The sequence below is a fragment of the Sphingomonas phyllosphaerae genome (assembly GCF_029623345.1).
Lineage (GTDB): Bacteria > Pseudomonadota > Alphaproteobacteria > Sphingomonadales > Sphingomonadaceae > Sphingomonas > Sphingomonas phyllosphaerae_C.
Genome location: NZ_JAPYKH010000013.1, coordinates 87,966 through 112,786, shown reverse-complemented (window position 1 = coordinate 112,786; position 24,821 = coordinate 87,966). Strand labels below are relative to the sequence as shown.

27 protein-coding genes, 1 tRNA gene and 1 pseudogene are annotated in these 24,821 nt (G+C 68.3%); 6 read left to right on the top strand and 23 right to left on the bottom strand.

Translation table 11 applies throughout. The features are described 5' to 3' along the window. Together QBJ89_RS13570 and QBJ89_RS13565 are read right to left on the bottom strand one after the other, a co-directional pair. On the bottom strand, positions 1–1,134 hold the full coding sequence (locus QBJ89_RS13570) for a Gfo/Idh/MocA family protein (protein WP_277981008.1): 1,134 nt from the start codon (positions 1,132–1,134) through the stop codon (positions 1–3). Positions 1,135–1,206: 72 nt separating this feature from the next. Then, the gene (locus QBJ89_RS13565; RefSeq protein ID WP_277981007.1) at positions 1,207–1,800 is read right to left on the bottom strand and encodes a uracil-DNA glycosylase family protein; all 594 of its coding nucleotides are present in this window, start codon (positions 1,798–1,800) and stop codon (positions 1,207–1,209) included. Between the two features lie 70 nt (positions 1,801–1,870). Here QBJ89_RS13565 and QBJ89_RS13560 point away from each other — a divergent pair, with 70 nt between their 5' ends. The 3 genes from QBJ89_RS13560 to QBJ89_RS13550 all read left to right on the top strand — a co-directional run bounded on the left by QBJ89_RS13560 (position 1,871) and on the right by QBJ89_RS13550 (position 3,909). Beyond that, positions 1,871–2,518 (top strand): sulfite oxidase-like oxidoreductase, encoded by a 648-nt coding sequence (locus tag QBJ89_RS13560; RefSeq protein WP_277981006.1) that lies wholly within the window; start codon positions 1,871–1,873, stop codon positions 2,516–2,518. A gap of 146 nt (positions 2,519–2,664) precedes the next feature. Further along, positions 2,665–3,288: a DUF2238 domain-containing protein gene (locus tag QBJ89_RS13555; RefSeq protein WP_277981005.1), complete on the top strand. Its 624-nt coding sequence runs from the start codon at positions 2,665–2,667 to the stop codon at positions 3,286–3,288. An 81-nt stretch (positions 3,289–3,369) separates the two neighbouring features. Next, positions 3,370–3,909: a GNAT family N-acetyltransferase gene (locus tag QBJ89_RS13550; protein WP_277981004.1), complete on the top strand. Its 540-nt coding sequence runs from the start codon at positions 3,370–3,372 to the stop codon at positions 3,907–3,909. A 39-nt stretch (positions 3,910–3,948) separates the two neighbouring features. Here QBJ89_RS13550 and QBJ89_RS13545 read toward each other — a convergent pair whose 3' ends face one another. After that, entirely contained in the window at positions 3,949–4,308 is a 360-nt protein-coding gene (locus tag QBJ89_RS13545) for a response regulator (RefSeq protein WP_277981003.1), read from the bottom strand. Between the two features lie 251 nt (positions 4,309–4,559). Next, positions 4,560–4,967, bottom strand: coding sequence for a response regulator (locus QBJ89_RS13540; RefSeq protein WP_277981002.1), 408 nt, complete (start codon positions 4,965–4,967; stop codon positions 4,560–4,562). A gap of 316 nt (positions 4,968–5,283) precedes the next feature. Here QBJ89_RS13540 and QBJ89_RS13535 point away from each other — a divergent pair, with 316 nt between their 5' ends. Continuing rightward, positions 5,284–5,466 (top strand): CsbD family protein, encoded by a 183-nt coding sequence (locus QBJ89_RS13535; protein ID WP_277981001.1) that lies wholly within the window; start codon positions 5,284–5,286, stop codon positions 5,464–5,466. A gap of 109 nt (positions 5,467–5,575) precedes the next feature. Here the strand turns inward: QBJ89_RS13535 and QBJ89_RS13530 are convergent, their stop codons facing one another. The 3 genes from QBJ89_RS13530 to QBJ89_RS20230 all read right to left on the bottom strand — a co-directional run bounded on the left by QBJ89_RS13530 (position 5,576) and on the right by QBJ89_RS20230 (position 7,025). Next, positions 5,576–6,019 carry a DMT family transporter gene (locus QBJ89_RS13530; protein ID WP_277981000.1) on the bottom strand — a complete coding sequence of 148 codons (444 nt, stop codon included), beginning with the start codon at positions 6,017–6,019 and terminating at the stop codon, positions 5,576–5,578. A gap of 443 nt (positions 6,020–6,462) precedes the next feature. Continuing rightward, on the bottom strand, positions 6,463–6,642 hold the full coding sequence (locus tag QBJ89_RS13525; protein ID WP_277980999.1) for a hypothetical protein: 180 nt from the start codon (positions 6,640–6,642) through the stop codon (positions 6,463–6,465). A 116-nt stretch (positions 6,643–6,758) separates the two neighbouring features. After that, positions 6,759–7,025 (bottom strand): helix-turn-helix domain-containing protein, encoded by a 267-nt coding sequence (locus tag QBJ89_RS20230; RefSeq protein WP_431522540.1) that lies wholly within the window; start codon positions 7,023–7,025, stop codon positions 6,759–6,761. 729 nt (positions 7,026–7,754) lie between these two features. Here QBJ89_RS20230 and QBJ89_RS13520 point away from each other — a divergent pair. Next, entirely contained in the window at positions 7,755–7,973 is a 219-nt protein-coding gene (locus QBJ89_RS13520) for a hypothetical protein (protein WP_277980998.1), read from the top strand. Between the two features lie 96 nt (positions 7,974–8,069). Here QBJ89_RS13520 and QBJ89_RS13515 read toward each other — a convergent pair whose 3' ends face one another. The 3 genes from QBJ89_RS13515 to QBJ89_RS13505 all read right to left on the bottom strand — a co-directional run bounded on the left by QBJ89_RS13515 (position 8,070) and on the right by QBJ89_RS13505 (position 9,145). Continuing rightward, on the bottom strand, positions 8,070–8,243 hold the full coding sequence (locus QBJ89_RS13515) for a hypothetical protein (RefSeq protein WP_277980997.1): 174 nt from the start codon (positions 8,241–8,243) through the stop codon (positions 8,070–8,072). A gap of 93 nt (positions 8,244–8,336) precedes the next feature. Further along, positions 8,337–8,726, bottom strand: a complete 390-nt coding sequence (locus QBJ89_RS13510) for a response regulator (protein WP_277980996.1) — start codon at positions 8,724–8,726, stop codon at positions 8,337–8,339. A 278-nt stretch (positions 8,727–9,004) separates the two neighbouring features. Next, on the bottom strand, positions 9,005–9,145 hold the full coding sequence (locus QBJ89_RS13505; RefSeq protein ID WP_277980995.1) for a hypothetical protein: 141 nt from the start codon (positions 9,143–9,145) through the stop codon (positions 9,005–9,007). An 854-nt stretch (positions 9,146–9,999) separates the two neighbouring features. Here QBJ89_RS13505 and QBJ89_RS13500 point away from each other — a divergent pair. Beyond that, the gene (locus tag QBJ89_RS13500; protein WP_277980994.1) at positions 10,000–11,199 is read left to right on the top strand and encodes a class I SAM-dependent methyltransferase; all 1,200 of its coding nucleotides are present in this window, start codon (positions 10,000–10,002) and stop codon (positions 11,197–11,199) included. A gap of 324 nt (positions 11,200–11,523) precedes the next feature. Here the strand turns inward: QBJ89_RS13500 and QBJ89_RS13495 are convergent. From QBJ89_RS13495 to murD, 13 genes and pseudogenes are all read right to left on the bottom strand, one after another. Continuing rightward, a tRNA-Arg gene (locus QBJ89_RS13495) sits at positions 11,524–11,600 on the bottom strand. Positions 11,601–11,636: 36 nt separating this feature from the next. Then, on the bottom strand, positions 11,637–12,023 hold the full coding sequence (locus QBJ89_RS13490) for a hypothetical protein (protein WP_277980993.1): 387 nt from the start codon (positions 12,021–12,023) through the stop codon (positions 11,637–11,639). Positions 12,024–12,033: 10 nt separating this feature from the next. Continuing rightward, positions 12,034–12,699, bottom strand: coding sequence for an endonuclease III (nth, locus tag QBJ89_RS13485; RefSeq protein WP_277980992.1), 666 nt, complete (start codon positions 12,697–12,699; stop codon positions 12,034–12,036). Next, positions 12,696–13,424, bottom strand: a complete 729-nt coding sequence (dapB, locus tag QBJ89_RS13480; protein WP_277980991.1) for a 4-hydroxy-tetrahydrodipicolinate reductase — start codon at positions 13,422–13,424, stop codon at positions 12,696–12,698. Before dapB ends, nth begins: the two co-directional genes overlap by 4 nt. 390 nt (positions 13,425–13,814) lie before the next feature. Next, positions 13,815–15,320 (bottom strand): cell division protein FtsZ, encoded by a 1,506-nt coding sequence (ftsZ, locus tag QBJ89_RS13475; RefSeq protein WP_277980990.1) that lies wholly within the window; start codon positions 15,318–15,320, stop codon positions 13,815–13,817. A gap of 117 nt (positions 15,321–15,437) precedes the next feature. Further along, the gene (ftsA, locus tag QBJ89_RS13470; protein ID WP_223011890.1) at positions 15,438–16,697 is read right to left on the bottom strand and encodes a cell division protein FtsA; all 1,260 of its coding nucleotides are present in this window, start codon (positions 16,695–16,697) and stop codon (positions 15,438–15,440) included. 51 nt (positions 16,698–16,748) lie between these two features. Next, a complete protein-coding gene (locus QBJ89_RS13465; RefSeq protein WP_277980989.1) occupies positions 16,749–17,723 on the bottom strand; it encodes a cell division protein FtsQ/DivIB in 975 nt (324 codons plus the stop codon). Continuing rightward, a complete protein-coding gene (locus QBJ89_RS13460; RefSeq protein ID WP_277981020.1) occupies positions 17,720–18,691 on the bottom strand; it encodes a D-alanine--D-alanine ligase in 972 nt (323 codons plus the stop codon). Before QBJ89_RS13460 ends, QBJ89_RS13465 begins: the two co-directional genes overlap by 4 nt. 150 nt (positions 18,692–18,841) lie before the next feature. Then, positions 18,842–19,768, bottom strand: a pseudogene (gene murB / locus QBJ89_RS13455) (UDP-N-acetylmuramate dehydrogenase); the annotation flags it as partial. Then, positions 19,723–21,141: a UDP-N-acetylmuramate--L-alanine ligase gene (gene murC / locus QBJ89_RS13450; protein ID WP_277980988.1), complete on the bottom strand. Its 1,419-nt coding sequence runs from the start codon at positions 21,139–21,141 to the stop codon at positions 19,723–19,725. The gene murC and the pseudogene murB, both read right to left, overlap by 46 nt. After that, entirely contained in the window at positions 21,138–22,298 is a 1,161-nt protein-coding gene (gene murG / locus QBJ89_RS13445) for an undecaprenyldiphospho-muramoylpentapeptide beta-N-acetylglucosaminyltransferase (RefSeq protein ID WP_277980987.1), read from the bottom strand. The genes murC and murG overlap by 4 nt, the downstream gene beginning before the upstream one ends. Beyond that, positions 22,295–23,509 (bottom strand): FtsW/RodA/SpoVE family cell cycle protein, encoded by a 1,215-nt coding sequence (locus QBJ89_RS13440; protein ID WP_277980986.1) that lies wholly within the window; start codon positions 23,507–23,509, stop codon positions 22,295–22,297. The genes murG and QBJ89_RS13440 overlap by 4 nt, the downstream gene beginning before the upstream one ends. After that, entirely contained in the window at positions 23,506–24,810 is a 1,305-nt protein-coding gene (gene murD / locus QBJ89_RS13435; RefSeq protein ID WP_277980985.1) for a UDP-N-acetylmuramoyl-L-alanine--D-glutamate ligase, read from the bottom strand. Before murD ends, QBJ89_RS13440 begins: the two co-directional genes overlap by 4 nt. Positions 24,811–24,821 lie beyond the last annotated feature (11 nt).

Here is a 24,821-nt window from a genome sequence, read left to right as displayed (position 1 = left end):
TCAGTCGCGCGTAGGAGAGGAGGCGTTGACCGGCTCGGGCGCCGACACCGCGCGCAAGCTCTGCAGCTGCGTCTCCGGATCGATCCGGCGCGTGCGCTGCTTCACCTTGACCGGCTCGGCCTTGCCGCTGCGCATCGCCGCGACGACCGCCTCGATCACCGCGAGGTCGGCCAAGCCCTCCTCGGCGTCGGGCTCGGGGTCGCGGTCCTCCAGAATACAATCGCTGAAGTAGCGCAGCTCGCCGCCGAACTGGTCGGTCGCGGCGAAGGTCTCGTGCGAGTCCTTGCCGCCGAGGCTGCGGAACTGTTCGAGCCCCTGCCCGAAGCCATAAGCGGGGTTCATCTCGATCGAGCCCTTGGTGCCGACGACGATCAGGCTGTCGACGGCGTCGGCGGCGTAACTCACCGTGAACTGCGCCAGCTTGCCGCCGGGCATCCGCAGCGTCGCGGCGATCGTGTCGTCGAGGTCGCCCAGCCCCGCGGCGGCGTGGCGCGCGCCGACTGCGGACACGACCTCGACCGGCTCGGCGCCGAAGAGATAGCGGATCGCGTTGATCGGATAGGGTCCCATGTCGAACAGCGGACCCGCCTCGATGCCGTGGTGCGCGCGATGGTTGGCGGGGTCGAGCGGCTGCGAGAAGAGCGAGGTGAAGGCGATCAGCTCGCCGAGCTCGCCCGCGCGGATGCGGCGGATCGCGTCGAGCGTGGCGGGCTCGAAGTGGAGGCGATAGGCGGTCATCAGCTTGGCCTTGCCGCGCTTGGCCGCGTCGGCGATCCGCTGCGCCTGCTCGCTCGACACCTCCAGCGGCTTCTCGCACAGCACGTGGATGCCCGCCTCTAGCGCGGGCACCGCGAACTCGGCGTGGCGCCAATTGGGGGTGGCCAGGTAGACGGCGTCGATCTCGCCGGTCTTCAGCAGCGCGGCGAAGCTCTCATAGCCGAAGAGGTGCTTGACGCCGTATTTCTTCCCGAGCTTGGTGAGCTTGACCGGATCGCCCGAGACCAGAGCGGTGATCTCCGAGTTGCCGGTGTGCTTGACGCCGGGCATCAGCGCTTCCTGCGCGATGTCGCCCAGACCGACGATGGCGTAGCGCACCTTGCGCCCGCCGAGCCCTAGTGCCGACGCGATGCTCATGCCTGTCTCCGCTGCGTTCATTCGAGGAACGCCGCAACCGCTTGGGAGCGGGGGAAGGTTCCGCTGGGCGCGCTAGTGAAGCGCCGACGCGACCGCCGCGCGGAGCGCCGGCAGCACTTCGGCCTCGAACCACGGGTTGCGACGCATCCACAGCTGCGAGCGCCACGACGGGTGCGGCAGCGGGAACAGCGCCGGCCCATATGCGCGATAGTCGGCCACGCGCGGCGTCAGCGCGCCCGGACCGAGCACGTGCGCCTGGGCATAGCTGCCGACCAGCAGCGTCAGCCGCACCTCGGGCATCCCCGCCAGCAGCGATTCGCGCCACCGCGCCGCGCAGGCGCGCGGCGGTGCGCGATCACCCCCGGCGGCGCGGCCGGGATAACAGAAGGCTATCGGCAACGTCGCCACCCGCGCCGCGTCGTAGAAGGTGGTGGCGTCGATCCCCATCCACTCGCGCAGCCGGTCACCCGAGACGTCGTCGAACGGGCGGCCGCTGGCGTGAACCTTGCTGCCCGGGGCCTGGCTCGCGATCAGCAGCCGCGCACCCGGCGAGACCTGGATCACCGGCCGTGCGCCGAGCGGCAGCTCCGCGTCGCAGGCGGTGCAGGCGCGCACCCGCGCCACGAGCTGGTCGAACGTCTCCACCGCGGCCGAGGTAAGCCTCACCCATCGCAGCGCAAGAGGGGCTTGGCCGCGGCGCCCGCGCGCGCCATCTTGCGATGCGGAGACGCGCGCGATGGATGACCTACCCCCCGACAGCAAGCTCACCCGGTCGAAGCGGCGCTGGGCCGAGGAGCACAAGTTCGCCGACGCCGCGCCGCCGTCGGAGCGTGAGCGGCTACCGCCCGGCCAGCATCTCGTCACCAACTGGCCGGTGCTCGACCTGGGGCAGACGCCGGCCGTCGCGACCGCGCGCTGGCGGCTCGAGCTCGGCGGGCTGGTCGAGCGGCCGGTCACGCTCGACTGGACCGCGTTCATCGCGCTGCCGGAGACTCGATCGCGCTCGGACATCCACTGCGTCACCACTTGGTCGCGCTACGACAATGACTGGACCGGGGTGAGCACGCGCGACCTGCTCGATCTGGTGCAGCCGCGCGCCGAGGCGCAGGCAGTGATGCTGCACGGCTATGACGGCTACACCACCAACGTATTGCTCGCCGACTTTGTCGCGGCCGGCTCGCTGGTGGCGCATGCCTGGCAGGGACGGCCGCTGACGCGCGAGCACGGCGGGCCGGCGCGGCTGATCATCCCACACCTGTACTTCTGGAAGAGCGCCAAGTGGATCCGCCGCATCGAGCTGATCGCGCGCGACACGCCGGGCTTCTGGGAGGCCAACGGCTACCACCTGCGCGGCGACCCGTGGAAGGCCGAGCGCTACGGGTAAGGAGGAAGGTGGCGCACCCGACAGGATCATAACCCGCTGTTCGCCGCTGCAAGGCGGCTGCTGCCGCGGCGGGGCTGGAGAGCGTGGACGATGTGCTGCCGTCGATTATGGTGCTCGACGAGCATGCATGAGGAACGAGGGACCTGATGATTGAGCCGGCCGCAAGGCGGAGCGACTTGGGGCTTGTCCTATTGACCGCTGGCTGGGTAGCAGTCCTCATCGTCACGGGCTGGCAGCCGTACGACCGCGCGACGTGGTGGATGGAAGTCGCGCCCGCGCTGATCGTGCTGCCGGTCCTCTGGGCCACGCGTCACCGCTTTACGCTGACGCATCTCGCCCTCTCCCTGATCTTCGTTCACGGCCTCGTGCTCATGGTGGGTGGTGCATACACCTACGCCAGGGTTCCGATCGGCTACGACGTGCAGCATCTGCTCGGACTCGGCCGGAACCCGTACGACCGGTTCGGTCACCTGATGCAAGGGCTCGTGCCGGCGATCGTCCTGCGTGAGTTGCTGATCCGGCTCGGCGGCTTGCGACCTGGACGTTTGGTGACGATGCTGGTGTTGGCGTGCTGCTTGGCCGTGAGCGCCTCATACGAGCTGATCGAGTTTGGGGCCGCTATGGCGCTCGGTCAGGGTGCTGATGAGTTTCTCGGCACACAGGGTGATCCGTGGGACACGCAGTGGGACATGCTCATGTGCGTCTTTGGTGCGGTTGTCGCTCTGGCTACGCTATCGCACGTCCACAATCGCCAACTTGGCCGCCCGTAGACTCGCTTCGGCTCCTTGCGACGGCGGCGCAAGCTAGCCTGCATATGGCCGGCTATGCAGTCATGCCTTAATGCGTCGGCCATGGATGTAGCGATCACGATCAGACCTGAGCATCCTGGCGACGAGGCTATAATATCCGGCATCGTGCAGCGAGCGTACGCTGACGTAGCTTACAGCGATAAACGCGAGCACCTGATGGTCGACCGGCTTCGCAGGACGGATGCGTTCCTTGCGACCCTATCTCTGCTCGCCGAAGTGGAAGGCGGGGCGGTTGGGCATCTCCTCCTCACGCGCGCGCACATCCGCGGGCAAGACGCGGCCGTCCCGACGTTGGCACTAGCGCCGCTTTCTGTCGTCCCCGACTACCAAGGGAGAGGGGTCGGTCGAGGGCTGGTCGAAGCCGCTCATGCGCAGGCTCTAGTGCTTGGGTTCGGATCAATCGTGCTGGTTGGGATCGCGAATTACTATGCGCGCTTCGGCTACGAGCCACTGAGCAGATACCGCATCACGCTGCCGTTTTCGGCCCCGGAGCGTGATTGCATGATCCTTCCCCTGCGTCCCGACGCGCTCTCAGGCGTCACCGGTGTTGTCGAGTACGCAGCTGGATGGATCAATCATTAGTCGATTGCGTGGTCAGCCGCCGTCGATGATGCGGCTATGTCATGCAGCCGGCACCGCGGCGTTGTGACAGGCGTTGAGCAAGGCGCCAACCCCGAACGGCTTCCGTAGAAGCGTCACGCCCGCTGGCATTTGCAAATCACCTTCAGACAGGCCGGACGATATTACGACCCCCACGGCTGGCCAGCGCTGACCTACCTCCTGCGCCAGCTGCAACCCGTCCAGACGGCCGGGCAGACGGACGTCAGTGAGCATAACGCCGACGACGTCGTTCTCCGTCAAAAGGCGGATCGCGGCGTCAGCACAACCAGCCTCAAGGACAGTGTAGCCTTCTTCTTCCAACGTGCTGCACACGTGAAGGCGCACGAGCGGCTCGTCCTCGACGACAAGGATTGTCTGCATGTGATCCCCCAATGCTGCGCTAATCGCGTCTAATTTATGTGAGGCCAACGGACCCGCAGTCGGCTGGTTCATTAAGAACCTGGTCCGCTGTCCCAATCGGGGGCAGATACAGCTCAGTACGCTCGCGCTTTGAGCATCCGCTTCGCTCCTCGCACCGGCGCTGGAGCGGTCAGTTGCCTACGAGCCGACGCGCCAGCGACGATCAGGACGATCGTCCGAGGCGGCTGATGCGGCGGCGCTGGTCGCCTCCGTCACACCGGCTTTCGCAGCGGCTCCGGCTTCTTGCCATCCGGCAGCTTTTCACGGAGGTGCTCATGCACCATCGCCGCTGAGAATGGCTTGCCTATGAAGGTGGCTTTATCCGGCATGTCGCCTGGCCCCGGCTGGACGTTCCCGCTGGCGATGACGATCTCGATCCAGGGCCAGTGCTCGGCAACATGGTGGGCGAGTGCGAAGCCGTCCGTGTCGCCGGGCATCTCCACGTCGGAGAAAAGGAGAGTGATGCTCTCCGCACGATCGGGCAGCAGCTCCTTTGCCGCATCGCCATGATCGACCGAGTCACAGCGAAAGCCCGCATCCTCAAGGATGCAGCACATGTCCATGAGGATCAGGGGGTCGTCATCGACGGCGAGCGCGAAGGGGATGGTAGAGGAATTCATCCGCCATGAACCGCTGATCTCGGCTAAGGTCCCTTGGCCGCGCGATTTTACCTACGCGAGCCGTCCCAGTGCGAGGCACCGGGCAACACCTTTTTGGCGCTGGTCCCCGTGCGCTAAGCTCTCTCCGCAATGATCGCGTGATGATGGCGATGCCGCCGGCGACGAAAGCACCAGCGCTGATCACCACGGATGCCTTCGCGGTAGAGCCGTAACGCGATCGGCCGAGTAGCGGCGTCAAGGAACCCAACGCGGGTCAACCCCGTTCCTCCGCCACCCGTACCGAACCGACCGGTTCGGACTAGGCAGGAGATCGAAGATGGGTGAGTTCACCGACAAGCTGGACGCGGCGGGCAACAAGATCGCCGGCAAGGCCAAGGAGCTTTACGGCGACGCGACCGGCAACGAGCAGCTGGCGGCCGAGGGCGAGGCTCAGCAGCTCAAGGGCACCGGGCAGGACGTCAAGGGCAGCGTCAAGGGCGCACTCGGCGACAAGCTCTAAGTCATTCATCGAACGACAAGGGCCACTCCGGCGTGTTGCCGGGGTGGCCTTTTCGCACCTATAACAAACGAAGCGCGGTGGACCGCGATCGTTAGTCCGCCTGTTGTCCCTACTTCACGGCGACGAGGCCCGCGCCGCCCAACATCACTACGAGGCCAGTCACCTTCAGCCACGTGACCGGTGAGCGCTCCAGTCCGAGGACGCCGTAATGGTCGAGGGCGAGCCCGAGCGCCGTCTGCGCGAGCAGCGCAGCCACGAGCGCCGGACCAGCGCCCAGCTTCGGGGTCGCCCATGCCGCCAGCGTGATCGTCGCTAGACCATAGGCACCGCCAGCCCACGCGTACCAAGGAAGCGAGCGCACCTCGCTCCAGGCGGGCCGAAACGGCAGGAAAGGCGCTGCCGCTATTAGGATCAGGGCGCTTAGACCGAAAGCCACCACCATCGCAAAGTAGAGGCTACTGGCGCTCTTTGTGACCCAACCGTTGGTGGCGCCCTCAAGGGCGGTGATCAACCCCGCGGCTACGATGGCGAACAGCGGGAGGATCGACTTCATCGCGCCCGAACGCACGGGCGGTGCTATCGTGGCTCATCAACCTATGTTTTTCTTTTAGCACCATAAAACGCGAAGAATGCTCTCCGCTTTAGACCTCAACGCTTTCGTAGTACCGCCGGGTACCCCTTCACCTGCACGCCGAACCACGTCTGGGACGGCGATGGGCCAGTGTGGTGCGCCGACGGTTCACGCGCGCAATGTCCGGCATCGCGGCTCGAGAGAGTGATGGCAGCTGCCGCAGCAATCAGCCTTGCCGGAGCGCAACGGCCGAGCAAGCACGAGACACCCTCGCGCAGCTCCTTGGACGCGCCACCGGACGCTCTCGCCGGGGTCGCCTGCTTGCGAAGGGTCCACCGCCATCCTGCCACTCGCTCGGCAACAGCAAGGGCGAGAGATCAGAAATCACGTGATTGATGCGACGGAGGCGAGCCGTCGTCGGGCCGTCAGCGTTCGTCGTTACGCTCCTGTGCCACCTTGATCGGCTGAACGTCGTCAAGCTTGGCTAGCAGGTCCTCAAACCCATCTGCGCCGTGCACGCGGTAGCTTTGCCTGAAGCCCTGCCCCAAGACGTTCAAGTCGCGCTGGGTCAAGAGCGCCACGGCGACGATGCGATCGTTAGTCACGTTGGATCAACGGGGTTTGCCGACGCAAGTGCCACGTCCCGCCCGCTTTTCTGGCGCCTTGTGCCCCGGAGTGGGAACGGGAGCCGCCTGAGACGACGCTGACGACCTTGCAGAAGCTAAGCTCGTTTCGCAGTTTGGTCTCGCTGCTCCACAAGGTACCAGTTGCCATCGACCAGCGTCACTCGCGGCTCAAGTTTCCCGGCCGAATGCCTTCGACGGAGCGCACCCGACCGACGAGCCTCCTCATCGAACTTGACGTCATACTGCTCGATGAGACGATACAGTGTTGTTCTGCCTATTCGCAGGCACTCGGCCGCTGCACTGAGATTGTACCCAGAAAGCCGTAGAGCCGACTGAATGGCTGCGCGTTGCGCGTGGGCCATTGTACCCTCAATCTGATGGTCTATGCTCATTTTGTAACGCCCAGCCTACCAAATGCCCCTGCCGCGGCTGCCGCCATGTGCGAAAATGCTGATACATCGGAAACAGAACGAAGCATTGTAGATTGTTGCATGCTGAGATCATCTCCGTTGAAGGCGCCTTCCAGATGCCGATGCGAAGGTACGAGGCTTCGGCCCGTCGGATGCGCCATGCCAACGTGGGTTAATCAATTGCAGTGCAGATGAACCGCGCAGCAAAGGATTGTCACATTCGTGTGCTGCTGTGACGATCTAACCCCGCCCAATATGATGACCCCACGCATTGGCTGGCACGACTCGAAGGGCGATGCGACCATTCCGGCATAGGCGATCTGCTGGAGCAGCGGGTGCTATGTGTAGGCGAGCTTACCTCGTCCGGCTTGTAGCCTCCGCCACGCTTACGGTCGTGGACGCCGCAGCCGCTGCCGCCGCTTCCTTCAGCATCCTCGGGTTCGTACGATCAAAGCCCGTGGAGCTATGCCGGCCGGGCCAGCAAGCCTCGCTTCCTACCGGGCCCGCAAGCGACGGCGGCAGACATCGTTGCGGGCGCCAAAGTGAACAGCATCTGCGGACCTCCGATCGGCACCATCACCCACGTCACCGATCGCGAGGCTGTCGTGAGGACAGCGCAGGCGCAGCTGAACGGCCCAGCATTACACCGTCCCAAGGAGGGATCACCTCACCGCGTTGGCAGTGGCGCCGCTCGAGCGGAATGATCACATTCTCCGCGTGGGCTTTTCAAATGACAATGACATCGAACAGACGGCCGCGGCCCTTGTCGCACGACACGGATCCCGCGCGCGACAGCAGGTCGTCGATCAGATCATAGCGGCGATCCGCGCGCACGATATAGCTGCGGCGAAGCGGTGGGACGAGATCGGAGAGGCCGTGGATCGCACGCTCGCGGCTTAACTCAATCCATAGACGGAGTGGGCGGCGCTTCGCGATCGATCGCGCGTGCCCTGGAGAGCCCGTCTCGAGGAATCAAGGGCTGGGCAGGATCAGGCGTCACGCCGGTGACAACGCGGGCGCGGTGAGCACCTCGACGATCTGCTGCCACCGCTCCCGAACCGCGTCGCGTGCTTGCTCGCGCTGGCGCTCCGCAACCTCCATCGCACGGCTGCCGAAGCTATTCGCGAAGGCTGAAGCGAACGCCTCCAGCTGATCGGTTTGATCGGTCATTTGCAATAGCCCTCGCCGCTTGTGCGCGATCCTTTTAGCGCGCGAGTGCTGAGTGAAGATCCTACCTGCGCCTATGAGAAACGACGCCACGCATTAGCCGAACGTCGAAGGTAGCAGCGCACGAACCTGAGCGGCCAACCCAAGCGGATCGAACGGCTTCGCAATCGTTCCGACGGCGCCAGCAATTGCATAGCGTGCCACATCAGAGGGTCGCACCGCCGCTGTGAAAAACGCGATCCGCGGCGCATCACCCATGCGTGATTGAATGGCCTTCATCAGGGCCACACCATCCATGTCGGGAAGGTTGTTGCCGGTAAGAACCAGGTCCGGCTTGGGGCTGTTTTGCAGATGCTGCAGCGCGTCGGCGCCCGTGCGCATAGGTGTGACCGTGCGGCCTGGATCAAGATGCAAAGCCACGACGGCGATGGCACTTATGTCAGGGTCATCCTCAACCAAGAGAATGAACGCAGCTTCTTCAGCCACGGTTGGCTCTCCTTGTGCGTCTAGCTCGATTAAGGCCGATTGGAGAGCTTCTCGTCAAAGTGATTTTCTTCCAGCTAGGTTGGTTATTTGCCGTCCCGCCACGTGTGACAGAGCTCCGGCGGTGCGGCGCATCCATCAACCAGGGCCGCAACCTGCACTACATGCCGGACCGCTGTGGCATCGCTGCCCCCCGCCGCAGGAACGAGATCTTCACGCGTCAGCGATACAGGGGTCGCGTCGGACACGAACCGTCCGATGGGCTGCGCCAGTTGACCTCACTACCTGCTGGCGCAGCCTTTACGCTCACCATCATCGTCCGCGTCCATCGCCGCAGAAAGCGGCTGCGCGGCGCGCTTGATCGCGTCGCGCGGCTCGAGCGTGAGGCAGCATGGCACTGGTTTCTCGATGTCGAGCAGCACCCTTCCGTCATCGCCAAGCTCCATACGCCGAAGTGTGGATCGGCGCTGAGGTCTGGGAGACAGGCGCCGGATCACGGGGGAGGCGGCCACCGCCGGCATAGCAGCGCTGCTTCATTAATCCGCGCATGCCGTCAGCGGCTTAGGCCAAGGTCGGCCGTCGTGCGTCGAACCGCTTTCCGCTTGCTGGTGACTCGAAACCTGAGGTCATCAAGGTCGCTAGGTGTCGAACGCGATCGTCAAGCGCGAGTCGACGCGGAAGCGCGGAGTTGACCTAGCGTATGGAGGACGGCGCCAACGGCAGCGCAGCCAGTGTCCCATCTAGAGACTCCGCGGCAGGCGTAGCGGTGACGCCGGGGCTGTATAAGCACGCCATGTCGTTCAGCCTGACTGTCATCGCCAAGCTGCGACCTGATCGAGAAGTCGATACGTGGGGCTTGTTCATACCCGCAGAAGACCGCTGGGTTGATGTGCTTTTTCACAGGGAGCTTGACGCGCGGCGTTTCGCCAAGCGGCTGATGCAGGAGCCCCCAGCGGCTTAGTCGTGCGCGACATAGGCTAGCGCCTCGCGGGCCACTCGCTCGATCCGGCGGATGACATACCGCACACCATCCAGCTCAAGGAAGCCTCCGACCGCCGGCAGCTGGCTCTCGTCGCGCTCGCAGAGGAACCTCTTCGGCCGGTCCTGGCAGTACGTTACCTTCATTCGGCTTCGATAATCGCGGTCTCGTTTCCCTCAAACCTCGTTTACCACCTTGGTAGACGCGCTGTGGCTGCTGCAACACAGTCGGCAAGTAAGCCACGCAGCCGCTGCCGGCTGGCTCAGCGCCTCGAACAAAGGGCCGATAAGATAACTGGTGCGCAGCGAGAGCTTCATTCTTCAGGTGAAGCCGCGAGCCTCCCTTGATCGGCTAGACCATATTTGCCGTTACTGGTATGATGAGCGCAGGGTCACCTGCGGCAACAAGCAGCTCTTCAAGCATTCTTGGAGACGACCAATGCCGGAACTCGATCATGACGCCCTTAATCGCCTAGTCGGCAAGATGCTCGATGATCTCGGAGGCGCTTTCAGTGTACCAACGGTGCGTATCGGCTTTCGCCTGGGCCTCTTCAACGAACTGCATCGTGACGGGCCCATGACCTCCGAGGAGTTGGCTGGGCGCCTTGGGCTCGCCCCACGATATATCCGAGAGTGGACGCTGGCGCAGGCAGCTAATGGCTACATCTCGCACGAGGCAGGGCGTTTTTGGCTCAGCCCCGAACAGTCGATGTTGTTCGCGAATCCAGATAGCCCCGTCTTTATGGCCGGCGCTTTCGACCTCGCCGCTGCGATGATCGATGGCGAGTCGAAGGTCGAGCAGGGCTTCCGTACGGGTGAAGGTGTCGCATGGGGCGACAGCGCGGGCTGCCTCTTCTGTGCGGTCGGAGCCTTTTTCCGACCTGCCTACGTCAACGCGATCTGTCAGGCTTGGCTTCCCGCGCTCGACGGCATGGTCGCGCGTCTACAGGAGCGTGCGCTGGTTGCCGATGTCGGTTGCGGCGTAGGCTTTTCGACTTTGCTGATGGCGAAGGAATATCCGAACAGCCATTTCGTGGGCTACGACTTCCATGCTCCTTCGATCGAGCAGGCGAGCGCCCATGCCGTCCATCATGGTCTTGCGGATCGAGTCCGCTTCGAGACGGTCGCCGCCAAGGAAATAGCGGATCGCGACTTCGACCTCGTCACGATGTTCGATTGCCTGCACGACATGGGAGATCCGCTCGGCTGTGCGAGCCACATGCGTCGGTTGCTGAAAGCGGATGGTTTGTGGATGCTGGTGGAGCCGATCGCCGCTGACGACCCAACGGGCGCGCTCTCGAGCCCAGTCACGCGCCTCTTCTACAACGCGTCTACTATGATCTGCGTGCCGACGTCGCTTGCTCAAGAGGTTGGTGCGGCCCTTGGCGCGCAAGCTGGTGAGAAGCAGCTGACGGCATTGATTAGGGAAGCCGGGTTCAGCTCGACCCGGCGCGCCGCCGAAGGTCCGTTCAGCATGGTGCTTGAGGCGCGTCCCTAACATGAGCCTGGCGGATCGCCGGAAGGCTGGTCGACACGATCCCAGAGGCGACCGAGGCGCCGCACGACTACTCGGGGCTGATCGCGGTTGCGGGCTTCCTCGCCGCCTTGGTGCTACCGGGAAGCGGGCGCTGGGCGCTGTTTCAAGCTTGGCGTGGTAGGCCTCGCTTGGGTGCTTCCGGCAGATCTAGGTCGACGATTGCGCTAGCGGCATGCGAAGGCGGGCACCCTCGCCCTCGTCATCGGACGCCTCACGGCTGCTGAAGCTCGCGTACGGGCGAACCTACATCGCGGACGAGATCTCAACGGTTTGCGAGTAGGAAGGTGGCGCACCCGACAGGATTCGAACCTGTGGCCTCTGCCTTCGGAGGGCAGCGCTCTATCCAGCTGAGCTACGGGTGCCGGTCGGCTGCGACTAGCAGGGTGCGCGGCGCCGCGCTACCCGCTTTTCGCAGTCCGGCGCGCGATCGTCACCGGCTGGAACGGCGCCAGCCCGCAGCTCGCGCCGCGCATCCCGCCGGTCGCGTACAGCACGGTGATGATGTCCTGCGCGCACAACTGCCCGATCGAGGTGGCGTAGCCGAAGCGCCGCTCGAAGCCGAGGCCGGGGCAGGCCTGGGGCAAGGTCACGCGGTAGTAATGGTCGCCGGCGGTGCGGAAGTCGATCACGCGGTCGCTGCGCACCAGGCTCTCGCGCAGCGCGGTGATCGGCACGCAGGTGCGCGCCGCGCCCGCGGGGACCGCCTCCGGTACCCCGGGCCCACGGTCGCGCGCCAGCGCCGCACCCGACACCAGCACCAGCGTCATCGCCAACCAGCCGCGCATCGTCGCCTCCTCAGCCCGCGCGCGCCGCGGCCCGCTCGGGCGGCGGCGGCGTTTTGGGCTTGAACGCGCAGAGGTCGTGCTCGATGCAGCGCCAGCACTCGGGCCGGCGCGCCTTGCAGACATAGCGGCCGTGCAGGATCAACCAATGGTGCGCGTGGACGCGGAAGGGCGCGGGCGTCACCGCGTCAAGCTTCTTCTCCACCGCGAGCACGGTCTTGCCGCGCGCCAGCCCGGTGCGGTTGCCGACGCGGAAGATGTGCGTGTCGACCGCGAAGGTCTCGTCCCCGAACGCCACGTTGAGCACGACATTGGCGGTCTTGCGCCCCACCCCGGGCAGCGCCTCGAGCGCGGCGCGGTCGCGCGGCACCTCACCGCCGTGCCGATCGAGCAGCGCCTGGCTCAGCGCGATGACGTTCTTGGCCTTGGTGTTGAACAAACCGATGGTGCGGATGTGCTGCTTGAGATCGTCGAGGCCGAGCGCGACCATCTTGGCGGGCGTGTCGACCTCGGCGAACAAGGCGCGCGTGGCGCGGTTGACCCCGGCATCGGTCGCCTGCGCCGACAGCACCACCGCGACCAGCAGGGTATAGACGTTGACCGACTCGAGCTCGGTCTCGGGATGCGGGTTGGCTTCGGCCAGTCGCCGGTAGAATTCGGCGACCTCGCGCCGCGTCACAGCCCGAGCACCTCCGCCATTGCATAGCGCCCGGGTGCGCAGCCGGCGAGCCACTGCGCCGCCTTGACCGCACCGCGCGCGAAGATGCTGCGGTCCTCGCCACGGTGATTGAGCTCGACCCGCTCGCCCTCGCCGGCGAACACGACCGAGTGATCACCCACCACCGATCCGCCGCGCAGCGAGGCGAAGCCGATGGTGCCCTCGGTGCGTGCGCCGACCAGCCCGGCACGGCTGTCGACTCGCACCTCGGCGAGCCGGGTCGCGCGTCCCGCCGCCGCGGCCTCGCCGAGCAGCAGCGCGGTGCCCGAGGGCGCATCGACCTTGTGGCGGTGGTGCATCTCGACGATCTCGATGTCCCACTCGGCGCCCAGCCGCGCCGCCGCCTCGCGCACCAGCGTCTGCAGCAGCGTCACGCCAAGCGAGGTGTTGCCGGTCTGGAGCACGGGGATGAGCACGGCGGCCTGCTCGATCAGCGCGTGGTGCGTCGCGCTGAGCCCGGTGGTGCCGATCACGATCGGGGTGCGCGCGGCGACCGCGGCGGCGAGATGCGGCTCAAGCGCAGCGGGGGTGGAGAAGTCGACCAATACGTCGGCGGCCTGGGCGAGCGGCAACGGGTCGCCGCCGGCGTCGACACCGCCCGCGATGGTGCAGCCCTCACCCTCTGCGATCGTCGCGATCGCGCGCCCCATGCGACCGTTGCTGCCGTAGATGCCGATGGCGGTCATGTCGCGTCACTCGTTCGGAAGCGGGTCGGAGGACGAGCCTTGGCACGGCGCGCGCGGGAAAGACAGTCGCGCGGTGACCGGCACGGGACGAGTGGCACGCGGTTGCGCGGGGCTAAAGGCTGTGGTGGCCGGGCGATTGCTCAACGATCAACGGCATGCGTCTTTCTGTCCTCCCGCGAACGCGGGAGCCCAGTGCCGTTTAGCGCTACCCGCCATTGTTCTGCTTGGCTCTGGATTCCCGCGTTCGCGGACAAACAGCGCGTTCTGCGGTGCTGCCGACACTGTCGCCGACGTCACGCCGTGGCGGAGGTGACGAACGTGGCGGGGCCATGCCTCGCACGAAGCGGAGCCGGCCCGCCAGACCGGGGCGACAACCCGGTCCGCATCAGCTCACTGATTGTTCTGGCGGTGCAGGAAGCGCGGCAGGTCCCCGCCCTCGCCCTCGTCGCTGCGGCCGCCGGCGTTGCGGGTCGCGTTCTGCATCCGCTCGAACAATGTACCGCCCAACTTGACGCGCGGCTGCGGCGGCGCCTCCTCGCCCTCACCACCCGGTGCGAGGAAGCGGCGGCGCGCGGCGTCGCCAGCGGGCGCCTGCGGCGTCGGCGCCGGCATCATCGAGTCGGCGCCGAGCAGCAGCTCATCGTCGGCCGGAGCGGCAGGCGCCGGGGCGGGCTCCACCACCGGGCTCGAGGTCGTCGGCGGCACGCCCTGCGCCATCGCGCTTGCGGCGGCGCCGCTGGGCTGCTGCGGCGGCACTTCCGGGGTCGGCTGATAGGCGCTCGGGACCGGCGCGGGGGTCGGGGTCGCGGACTGCGGCGCGGGCGTCGGAGCAGCGGCGCTCGGCGCGGCGTCGGGGCGGCGGGGTGCCGAGAAGCTGAAGGTGCGCGTCGGCTCGGCCGCGGTGGTGCTCGTCGGCGCCGCGGTGGTGGCGCTGCTCTCGATCCCGGTGGCGACCACCGAGACGCGGATCTTGCCTTCCAGCTCGGGATTGAACGCCGAGCCCCAGATGATGTTGGCGTCCGGGTCGACCAGCTCGCGGATGTGGTTGGCGGCCTCGTCGACCTCGAGCAGGCGCATGTCGTCGCCGCCGGTGATCGAGACGATCACGCCCTTCGCGCCCTGCATCGACACGCCGTCGAGCAGCGGGTTGGCGATCGCCTTCTGCGCCGCGATCAGCGCGCGATCGTCGCCCTCGGCCTCGCCGGTGCCCATCATCGCCTTGCCCATCTCCTGCATCACCGAGCGGACGTCGGCGAAGTCGAGGTTGATGAGGCCCGGCATCACCATCAGGTCGGTGATGCCGCGCACACCCTGCTGAAGCACCTCGTCGGCCATTTCGAAGGCCTGCTTGAACGTGGTGTTGGCATTGGCGACCAGGAACAGGTTCTGGTTCGGGATCACGATCAGCGTGTCGACGAACTTCTGCAGCTCCTCGATCCCCGCATCGGCCGATTTGGCGCGGCGGTTGCCCTCGAAGCTGAACGGCTTGGTGACGACGCCGACGGTCAGGATGCCCATGTCGCGCGCCGCCTTGGCGATCACCGGGGCAGCGCCGGTGCCGGTGCCGCCGCCCATACCCGCGGCGATGAAGCACATGTGGCTGCCCTCGAGCAGGCGCGACAGCTCGTCGATCGTCTCTTCCGCGGCGGCGCGGCCGATCTCGGGACGGCTGCCTGCGCCCAGACCCTGGGTGATCTTGGCGCCGAGCTGGATCTTCTGCTCCGCGTCAGACTGCTTCAGCGCCTGCGCATCGGTGTTGGCGACGAGGAACTGCACGCCCTGCACGTCGGCGCGCATCATGTTGGCGATGGCGTTGCCGCCGGCGCCGCCGACCCCCACGACGGTGATGCGCGGGGTGAGATCGTCGAGATCCGGGGTGATGAATTCGATGCTCATCGCGTGCTTACTCCGTCCGCTCCGCGCCGCCGTCACTCGCGCGGTTAATTTCTACCGATGTGCAACAACGAGGCGCCGGGCGAAAGAGGAAACACCGCGAAACGCCCTGTAGCCGCGTCAATAATTTGCCTTGGCCGCCTGCACGAGCTTCCAAAATCCGCGCAGGCCGCGCTGGCGGTGGACCATCTGCTGCGACGGCACGAGTCCGCGCAGGTCGATCGGATCACTCGCCGCGAAGAACGCCAGCCCCGCCAGCGTGGCGAAACCCGGACCCGAATGCGCCTCGGGCAGCCCGGTCAGCCCCTTGGGCCGCCCGACCCGGACCGAGCGGCCGAGCGCCTGCTGGGCGTAATCAGCGATGCCCTTGAGCTCCGCGCCGCCGCCGGTCAGCACCACCTGGCGCCCGACCGGCCCCTCGAACTTCAGCTCCTTGAGCGCCGTCTGGATCTCGCTGGTGAGATGCTCGAGCCGCTGCCGGATGACCGCGATCAACGCCGCCTTGGTGATCTGCAGCGCCTCCGAGCCCTCGTCGTCGGTGCGCTCGCGGATCGTCACCATCTCATGGTTGTCGCGCGGCGAGGCGTTGGCCGAGCCGTGGAAGCATTTGATCCGCTCGGCCTGTAGCCGCGTCGTGCCGAACGCCGAGGCGATGTCGTCGGTGATGTCCGCGCTGCCGTAGGGGATCGACTTGAGCCCGACCAGCATCGAACCCGCGAACAGCGAGACATTGGTGATCCCCGCGCCGATCTCGACCAAAGCCACGCCGAGGTCGCGCTCTTCGGCGCTGAGGCAGGCCAGGCCGGTGGCGACCGGCGCGGCGATGATCGACTTCACCTCGAGGTGCGCCGAGCGCACGCACAGGTCGAGGTTGCGCACCGGGGAGCCGTCAGCGGCGATGACGTGGATGTGGACGCCGAGCCGGTCGGCGTGGAGCCCGAGCGGCTTCTTCACCCCCGTCAGCCCGTCGAGCGTGTACAGTGCGGGCTGGGCGTGGAGCACCATGCGGCCGGCCGGATCGATCGACTGGCGACCCTCCTGGAGCAAGGCGTCGATATCGGCCTGCTCGATGCGCATGCCGCCCAGCTCGGCCTCGATGAAGGCCTCGTCGCTCACCAGCCCGCCGGCGGAGAAGCCGGCCCAGACGTTCTCGATGTTGAAGCCCGCGATCCGCTCGGCCTGCTCCACTGCCTCGCGCACCGCGACTTCGGTCGAGTCCATGTCGGCGATATAGCCGCGCTTGACGCCGCGGCTCTCGCGCTGCCCGGTGCCGAGCACCACCAGTTCGCCGCCGTCGCCTTTTTGCGCGATCATCGCCGACACCTTGGACGAGCCGATGTCGAGCGCGGTGATCAAACCGTCCGGTGCTGCCTTGGCCATGCTATCCCCCTCGTCGCGCCCTGATCCACGCCTGTCTGTACCACGCCTGTGTCACGCCTCGCCGACGCGCGTCGTTTCCCGCGCGCGCGTCGCCGTCGTCTCGTTGCCGCTACCACCGTCGGTGGCGTTGCCCGCCACCGCGTCGGCGCTGCCGTCGTCCTGCAAGCGCTGGTGCAGGTCCTGCCCCGGCTTGCGCGCCACCAACTTGGCAGGATCGCGCAGATCGAACCGCACCCAGCCCTTGCCGAGCAGCGCGCGCGCACCGTCGAGCTGCGCGAACTTGATGAGGGCCTGCGCCGCGCCGTCCTGCGGCAGCGCCAGCGTCTCGCCGGTGTCGAAGGTGAGGTCCCAGCGGCGATTGCCGATCCAGGTGGCGGCGCGGATGCGCGGCTTGAGCGCCGGCGCGGCGGCGAGCAGCGCCTGATAGCCCGCCTCCTGCCGGTCCGCGCCCGGCCCGATTACCAGCGGCAGGTCGGGCATGCGCGCCGGGTCGACCGGGGCGAGCAGCCGTCCGGTCGGGTCGATCAGCGTGAGCTGGCCGTTGTCCTGCCAGATCGCGGCGGGCTCGCGCTCGGTGATGTGGATCAGCAGCCGGTCGGGCAGCCGCCGCGCGACGTAAGCGTCGGCGATCCAGCCATAAGCGAGCAGCCGCTCGCGCACGCGCTCCAGGTCGACTCGCAGCATCGCGCGGCTCGGCTGGTCCTCCAGCGCGATCGCGTAGACGGTCTCGCGGTCCATCCGCTTGAGCCCGGTGATGTCGACCTGCTCGACCTTGAGCCCGGCGGTGCCGGCCGCCTCGGCGACGCCGGTGCCGATCGCCTGCGGCACGCCCAGCAACGTCGCGATCGACAGCGCCGCCGCGCCCGCGCCGCCGACCAGCGTCCAGGTCACCGCACGGCGCAGCGTTTGCTCGCTGACCGGCAGGCGCGCGATCAGCCGGTCGCCGAGCGACGCTTTGGGCGCGCGCCGCCGGCTGTTGACCGCGCGCCGCGGTGGCGGGGCGCCGCGCTTGATCGTGCGGCTCACCGCGTCACGTCCTTTGCGCGCGCGGCCGCCCTGGGCGCCGGCGCGCGCATCGCCGCCTCGACGATCGCCTGCACCAGCTCGGCGTAGCTCATGCCGGTGTGGCGCGCCTGCTCGGGGACGAGACTCAGCGCGGTCATGCCGGGCTGGGTGTTGACCTCAAGCAGGAACAGCCCGTCGACGCCGCGCTCGTCGTCCCAGCGGAAGTCCGAGCGGCTGCATCCGCGGCAGCCGAGCACGCGATGCGCCTGGAGCGCGAGACCGCGGCACGCCTCGGCGATCTCGTCGGGCACCGGCGCGGGGAAGAGATGCTCGGTCATCCCGTCGGTGTATTTGGCGTCGTAATCGTACCAGCCCGACTTGGGCCGCAGTTCGGTGACGCCGAGCGCGCGCGGGCCGTCGGCGTCGTCGAGCACCGCGGTGGTCAGCTCGCGCCCGCGGACGTACGGTTCGGCGAGCAGCTCGTCGAACTCCTGCCACGGCCCCGCGGTGTCGCGCCCGATCGGGTTGCCGTAATTGCCGCCCGCGGTGACGATCGCGACCCCCACCGACGAACCCTCGTTGACCGGCTTGAGCACATAGGGGCGCGGCAGCGGATCGGCCTCGTACACTTCGGCGGAGCGGACGATGCGCCCGCCCGGCATCGGCACGCCCGCGGGGACGAGCACCTGCTTGGTCAGCACCTTGTCGATCGCGATCACCGAGGTGGCGAGCCCCGAATGGGTGTAGCGCAGCCCCATCAGCTCGAGCAGGCCCTGGACGCTGCCGTCCTCGCCCGGCGTGCCATGGAGCGCGTTGAAGACCAGGTCGGGCGCCGCCGCGGCGAGATCGGCGGCGACGCGCGGGGTCAGGTCGACGCGGGTGACGCGGTGGCCGAGCGACTCGAGCGCCTCGGCGACGCCGGCGCCCGAGTTGAGCGACACCTCGCGCTCGGCCGACCAGCCGCCCATCAGGACCGCGACGTGGAGCAACCCGAAATCCTCACCGCTCGCGGGGAGGGGGACCGCCGACCGCAGGTCGGTGGTGGAGGGGGTTGTCCGCGAGCGCTCCGCCTGCGGAAGCCCCCCTCCACCAGCCTGCGGCTGGTCCCCCTCTCCATGCTGGGGAGGATTGGTCCAACTACCCACGCGCTGTATCTCCCATTCCAGTTCGACGCCGCTCGCAGCCTTCACCCGCGCGCGCACGTCCTCGCCCAGCGCCTCGATCTCGGCGCTGCTGGCGGCGCCCAGGTTGAGCAGGAAGTTGGTATGCTTCTCGCTCACTTGCGCGTCGCCGCGACGCAGGCCGCGGCAGCCGGCGGCGTCGACCAGCTCCCACGCCCTGGCGCCCGGCGGGTTCTTGAAGGTGGAGCCGCCGGTGCGCGAGCGCAGCGGCTGACTCGCCTCGCGCGCGGCGGCGATGCGGTCCATCTCGGCCTGGATGGCGGCGGGCTCGCCGGGCACGCCGCGGAAGGTCGCGCCCACCACCACCGCGCCGTCCGGTAGCGCCGAATGGCGGTAGCTGTAGCCGAGCTCGTCGCGCGACAGGGTCCGGCGCGCCCCGTCGCGCGATATCACCTCGGCCTCGACCAGCACGTCCGCGGTCTCGCGTCCGTACGCGCCGCCGTTCATCCGCACGAAGCCGCCGACCGTGCCCGGGATCGAGCGCAGGAACTCCACCCCCGCCACGCCCGCGTCGCGCGCGGTAGAGGACACGAGGATCCCGCTCGCGCCCCCGCCGCAGCGCAGCCGCGAGTCGCCGATCGGCTCCACCCTGGCGAAGGCCTTGCCGAGCCGGATCGTCACGCCGGGCACGCCACCGTCGCGCACGATCAGGTTGGAGCCGAGCCCGAGCGGCAGCACCGGCACCACGGGGTCGAGCGCGGCGAGGAAGGCGGCGAGATCGTCGGCGTCGGCGGGCTCGAACAGCCACTCGGCCGCGCCGCCGCTCTTGAACCAGACGAGCGGCGCCAGCGCGGCGGTCGCGGTGAGCCGCCCGCGCACCGGTGGGAGCGTCGCGACGCTCACCGCCGCTGTGCCGCGATCGCGGCGGCGAGCCCCGCGGCCCATTTGGTGATATCGCCGGCGCCGAGGCAGATCACCTGGTCGCCCGCGCGCAGCTCGCCCGCCAGCGCAGCGGCGAGCGCGGCGGCGTCCTCGACCAGCTCGGCCTGGCGGTGGCCGCGGTCGCGCAGCCCCGCCACCAGCGCGGCCGAGTCGACGCCGGGCACCGGCGCCTCGCCCGCGGCATAGACCGGGGTGACATAGACGAGATCGGCGTCGTTGAAGGCGCCGCGGAACTCCTCCATCAGATTGCCCAGCCGCGAGTAGCGATGCGGCTGCACCGCCGCGATCACCCGCCCCTGCGCGGACTCGCGTGCGGCGGCGAGCACCGCGCGGATCTCGACCGGGTGGTGGCCGTAATCGTCGACGATCGTCGCCACGCCGCCCTCGAGCGCGACCTCGCCCACCTTGGTGAAGCGCCGCTTGACGCCGGAGAAACGCTCGAAGCCCTTCTGGATCGTCGCGTCGTCGATGCCGAGCTCGAGCGCAACGCCGATCGCGGCGAGCGCGTTCTGGACGTTGTGGCGCCCCGGCATCGGCAGATCGATGCCCTCGATCGAGCGCACGTCGCCGTCGCGCGCGCGCACCTGCGCCTCGAAGCGGTTGCCGCCGGGATAGGGCGTGACGTTGACGCCACGCACGTCCGCCGAGGCGGCGAAGCCGTAGGTGACGATGCGGCGATCACGCACCCGCGGGATCAGCGCCTGCACCTCGGGATGGTCGAGGCACAGCAGCGCCGCGCCGTAGAAGGGCACGTTCTCGACGAACTCGACATAGGCGTCCTTGGCGCGATCGAAGCTGCCGTAATGGTCGAGATGCTCGGGATCGATGTTGGTCACCACCGCGATCGTGCCGTCCAGCCGCAGGAAGCTGCCGTCGCTCTCGTCCGCCTCGACCACCATCCAGTCGCTCGCACCGAGCCGGGCGTTCGAGCCGTAGCTGTTGATGATGCCGCCGTTGATCACGGTGGGGTCGACCCCGCCCGCGTCGAGCAGGGCGGCGACCATCGAGGTGGTGGTGGTCTTGCCGTGCGTGCCCGCGACCGCGACGGTCGACTTCAACCGCATCAGCTCGGCGAGCATCTCGGCGCGGCGCACCACGGGCACGCGGTTCTGCAGCGCCGCCTCCACCTCGGGGTTGCCGCGCTTCACCGCGGTGGAGGTGACCACCACCGCCGCCCCGGCGACATTGCCGGCGTCGTGCCCGATCGTCACGGTAATGCCGCGCTTCCGCAATCCCTCGACGACATAGCCCTCGGCGACGTCCGAGCCCTGCACGGTGTAGCCGAGATTGTGCATCACCTCGGCGATGCCGGACATGCCGATCCCGCCGATGCCGACGAAATGGATCGTCCCGATGTCGGTAGCGACTCCCCTCACGCGAACGCCTTCCGCTGCTGGACACGACCGACCGGCAGCCGCGACGCGGGCGAGTCAAGGCTCTCGACCAGGTCGGCAAGGTCGCTCGCCGCCTCGGGGGTGCCGCAGGCGCGGGCGCGCGCGGCGGCGTTCTGGAGCGCTTCCGGGTCGAGCCCGAGTTTCTGCATCTGCTTGGCAAGTTCGCTGGGGGTGAAGGCCGACTGCGCGATCGTGCGCGCGCCGCCGGCGCGGGTGATCTCGCGCGCGTTGGCGGTCTGATGGTCGTCGGTGGCGCTGGGCAGCGGCACGAGGATGGCGGGGCGGCCCGCCGCGGTCAGCTCGGCGATGGTCGAGGCGCCGGCGCGCGCGATCACGACATGCGCCCAGCCGAGCTGCTCGGGCAGATCGGGCAGATAGGTGGCGAGGTCGGCCGCGATCTCGAGCCGCGCATAGGTCTCGCGCGCGGCGTCGATGTCCTCGATCCGCGCCTGGTGCGTCACCTGCAGCCGGCGGCGGAACGCGACCGGCAGCATCGCCAGTCCCTCGGGCACCACCTGGCTCAGCACCGAGGCGCCCTGGCTGCCCCCCGTGACGAGCACGCGAAAGATGCTGTCCTCGTCGAGCAAGGGATAGGGCTTGGCGCGAAGCGCGAGCACGCTCTCGCGCACCGGGTTGCCGACGTGATGCGCCTTGGCCTGGTGGCGCGCGCGCAGCCGCGCGGTCTCGGCATAGCTGGTCGCGATCGCGTCGACCTTGCCCGCGACGAGACGGTTGACGCGGCCGAGCACCGCATTCTGCTCGTGCACCGCGGTGCGGATCCCTGCCGCGAACGCCGCCGACAGTGCGGGATAGGCGGGATAGCCGCCGAAGCCGATTACCGCGGCGGGCTTGAAGGTCCGGTACAGCTCGGCCGCCATGGCGCGCCCCTGCATCATCAGCCGCGCCGCCTTGGCCCAGCCGAGCGGCCCGCCGGCGAAGCGCCCGGCGGGGATGACGTGGGTCTGCACGTCCTCGAACAGCCCGGGGAAGCGCACCCCGCGCGCGTCGCTCACCAGCGCGACGCGGTGGCCGCGCTTGGTCAGCTCGGTCGCGAGCGCGGCGGCGGGCACCATGTGGCCGCCGGTCCCGCCCGCGGCGAGCACGAACTGGCGCGGGCGGAAGTCCTGCACGGGCGTCATTCGGCGTTCCATCGTGTGATATAGGGGCTGCGCAGCAGGAACGGGTTGCGCCGCGTGAACGCCAGCAGCAGCCCCATGCCGAGCGACAGCGCCACCATCGACGACCCGCCGTAGCTGATGAACGGCAGCGTCATCCCCTTGGACGGCGCCAGCCCGGTGTTGACCGCCATCGAGATCAACGCCTGCGCGCCGAACTGCACCGCCAGTCCCGAGGCGGCGAGCAGCTTGAACGGGTCCTGCTCGTCGAGCAATTTGACGAACACGCGGATGACGAGTGCGAGGAACACCAGCGCCACCACCATGCAGGCGAGCAGCCCGAACTCCTCGCCGATCACCGAGAAGATATAGTCGGTGTGCGCCTCGGGCAGGCCGTATTTTACCGTGCCGCCGCCCGGCCCGGTGCCGAACCACCCGCCCGAGGTCAGCGTGCGGTGCGCCGCGTCGGTCTGGAAATGGTCTGCCGCGCCCTCGCCTTCCACGCCGGGGAAGAGGAAGGCGTCGATGCGCGCACGCGCGGTGCTGTAGAAGAGATAGGCCGCCACCAGCGCCGCGGGCACCATCGCGACGAAGCCCATGATCACGCGCGTCGGCGTGCCCGCGATCGTGACGAGCGCGAGCCAGATGCAGCAGAAGATCACGGTCTGGCCGAAATCGGGCTGGAGCATCAGCAGCAGCGCGATCAGCCCGGTGAGCCCGGCGGTGATCATCGTCACCGGCAGCTCCTCGTCGCGCGACTTGAGCGACAGCAGCCACGCCACCGCGACAACGAAGAAGGGCTTGAGGAACTCCGACGGCTGGAATTGCGCGAAGCCGAAGCCGATCCAGCGCCGTGCGCCGTTCACCATCACCCCCGCGAAGGGCACGATCATCAGCAGCGCCACACACACCGCCGCACCGATCAGCGACATGCGCCGCGCCACCGTGACCGGCAGCATCGACACGCCGAACAGCACCGGCAGCGACACGCCCGCCCACAGCAACTGGCGCCAGAAATAATGCAGCGGTGCGAACTTGAGATGCTCGCCCGAATAGCGCGACGCGCTCGCCGGCGACCCCGCCGCGACCGCGATCAGCCCGATCGCAATGAGGAACAGCGCGAGCAGCAGCAGCACGCGGTCGATGTCCCAGAACCAGGTGCCGAGCGGCGACGGGTCGCCGCGACCGCCCCGCCCCTTCAGCCCCGCGCGCTGTGCCCTGCTCACGTCGGTCATGCCAGCGCCTCCACTGCCGCGCGGAACACGGTACCGCGATGCTCGTAATCGCGGAACTGATCGAACGAGGCGGCGGCCGGCGACAGCAGCACCACCTCGCCGCGTCGCGCCTCGGCCGCGGCGATCCGCACTGCGCGCTCCAGCGTCTCCGCCTCGGCGACGGGCACGCGGTCGCGCAGCAGCGCGGCGAAGCGCGGGCCGGCCTCGCCGATCGTATAGGCGCGTACCACGTTGCCGAAGTGCGGCGCGCAGGCGTCGAGGTCATCGCCCTTGGCGCGCCCGCCGAGGATCCAATGGACGCGCGGGAAAGCGGCGAGCGCGGGGGCGGTGCTCTCCGGGTTGGTCGCCTTGCTGTCGTCGATCCAGGTGACCCCGCCCAGCGTCGCCACCCGCTCCATCCGGTGCGGCAGGCCGTTGAAGGTCTCCAGCCCCGCCTCGATCGCGGCACGATCGAGGCCCAGCGCCTCCGCCACCGCGATCGCGGCGAGCGCGTTCTGCGCGTTGTGCGGCCCCTGCAGCGCGGGCCAACGCGACTGATCGAGCGGCGTGCCCGGCGCGATCGTCGTGATCGTCTCACCGCGATGCGCGAAGCCCTGCGCGGTCGCAGCCGAGGCGGCGTCGCCGGTGCCGATCACCGCGCGATGGTGCGGCGACTGCATCGCGAACAGCCGCGCCTTGCTCGCGGCATAGTCCTCGAAGCCGGCGTAGCGGTCGAGATGGTCGGGCGTGACGTTGAGCAGCACCGCGACGTCGCAGTCGAGCGTCTGCGTCAGGTCGATCTGGTAGCTCGACAGCTCGAGCACATAGACCCCGCCCGCGGGCAGCGGCGCCTGCGCGAGGATCGGCAGGCCGATGTTGCCGCCCATCCGCGCGGGCACGCCGGCGGTGTCGAGCAGGTGGTGGACGAGCGCAGTGGTGGTCGACTTGCCGTTGGTGCCGGTGATGCCGACGACTTGATGCGGCGGCAACTCGGCGCGGGCCTGCGCGAACAGCTCGATGTCGCCGACGATCGGAACGCCCGCGTCGCGCGCCGCGGCGGCGAGCGGGTGCGTGTTGAGCGGTACGCCGGGAGAGACCACCAGCGCATCGAAGGTGGCGAGATCGAGGGTGGCGAGGTCGGCGATCCTGAGATCTTCCCCGGTATGGGGAAGCGGAAAGAGTGAGTCGCGCTTCGCCTCGTCCGAATCCCACGCCGTCACCCGCGCGCCGGCGGCGAGCAGCGCGCGCACAGCCGCGGCGCCCGAGCGTGCCAGCCCGAGCACCGCATAATGTTTCCCGGTCCAGGCGCGCGAGACGATCATTATTCTGGACC

What these genes read in the sequence shown, in the direction of transcription:
- QBJ89_RS13535 (WP_277981001.1), top strand. Translation starts at nt 5,284, where the DNA reads ATGGGTGAGTTCACCGACAAGCTGGACGCGGCGGGCAACAAGATCGCC.
- QBJ89_RS13550 (WP_277981004.1), top strand. Translation starts at nt 3,370, where the DNA reads ATGGATGTAGCGATCACGATCAGACCTGAGCATCCTGGCGACGAGGCT.
- QBJ89_RS13490 (WP_277980993.1), bottom strand. Translation starts at nt 12,023, where the DNA reads ATGCGCGGCTGGTTGGCGATGACGCTGGTGCTGGTGTCGGGTGCGGCG.
- QBJ89_RS20230 (WP_431522540.1), bottom strand. Translation starts at nt 7,025, where the DNA reads ATGGCCCACGCGCAACGCGCAGCCATTCAGTCGGCTCTACGGCTTTCT.
- QBJ89_RS13570 (WP_277981008.1), bottom strand. Translation starts at nt 1,134, where the DNA reads ATGAGCATCGCGTCGGCACTAGGGCTCGGCGGGCGCAAGGTGCGCTAC.
- QBJ89_RS13545 (WP_277981003.1), bottom strand. Translation starts at nt 4,308, where the DNA reads ATGCAGACAATCCTTGTCGTCGAGGACGAGCCGCTCGTGCGCCTTCAC.
- ftsZ (WP_277980990.1), bottom strand. Translation starts at nt 15,320, where the DNA reads ATGAGCATCGAATTCATCACCCCGGATCTCGACGATCTCACCCCGCGC.
- murD (WP_277980985.1), bottom strand. Translation starts at nt 24,810, where the DNA reads ATGATCGTCTCGCGCGCCTGGACCGGGAAACATTATGCGGTGCTCGGG.
- QBJ89_RS13440 (WP_277980986.1), bottom strand. Translation starts at nt 23,509, where the DNA reads ATGACCGACGTGAGCAGGGCACAGCGCGCGGGGCTGAAGGGGCGGGGC.
- QBJ89_RS13530 (WP_277981000.1), bottom strand. Translation starts at nt 6,019, where the DNA reads ATGAAGTCGATCCTCCCGCTGTTCGCCATCGTAGCCGCGGGGTTGATC.
- dapB (WP_277980991.1), bottom strand. Translation starts at nt 13,424, where the DNA reads ATGACCGCCATCGGCATCTACGGCAGCAACGGTCGCATGGGGCGCGCG.
- QBJ89_RS13515 (WP_277980997.1), bottom strand. Translation starts at nt 8,243, where the DNA reads ATGACCGATCAAACCGATCAGCTGGAGGCGTTCGCTTCAGCCTTCGCG.
- murG (WP_277980987.1), bottom strand. Translation starts at nt 22,298, where the DNA reads ATGACGCCCGTGCAGGACTTCCGCCCGCGCCAGTTCGTGCTCGCCGCG.
- QBJ89_RS13540 (WP_277981002.1), bottom strand. Translation starts at nt 4,967, where the DNA reads ATGAATTCCTCTACCATCCCCTTCGCGCTCGCCGTCGATGACGACCCC.
- QBJ89_RS13555 (WP_277981005.1), top strand. Translation starts at nt 2,665, where the DNA reads ATGATTGAGCCGGCCGCAAGGCGGAGCGACTTGGGGCTTGTCCTATTG.
- QBJ89_RS13560 (WP_277981006.1), top strand. Translation starts at nt 1,871, where the DNA reads ATGGATGACCTACCCCCCGACAGCAAGCTCACCCGGTCGAAGCGGCGC.
- ftsA (WP_223011890.1), bottom strand. Translation starts at nt 16,697, where the DNA reads ATGGCCAAGGCAGCACCGGACGGTTTGATCACCGCGCTCGACATCGGC.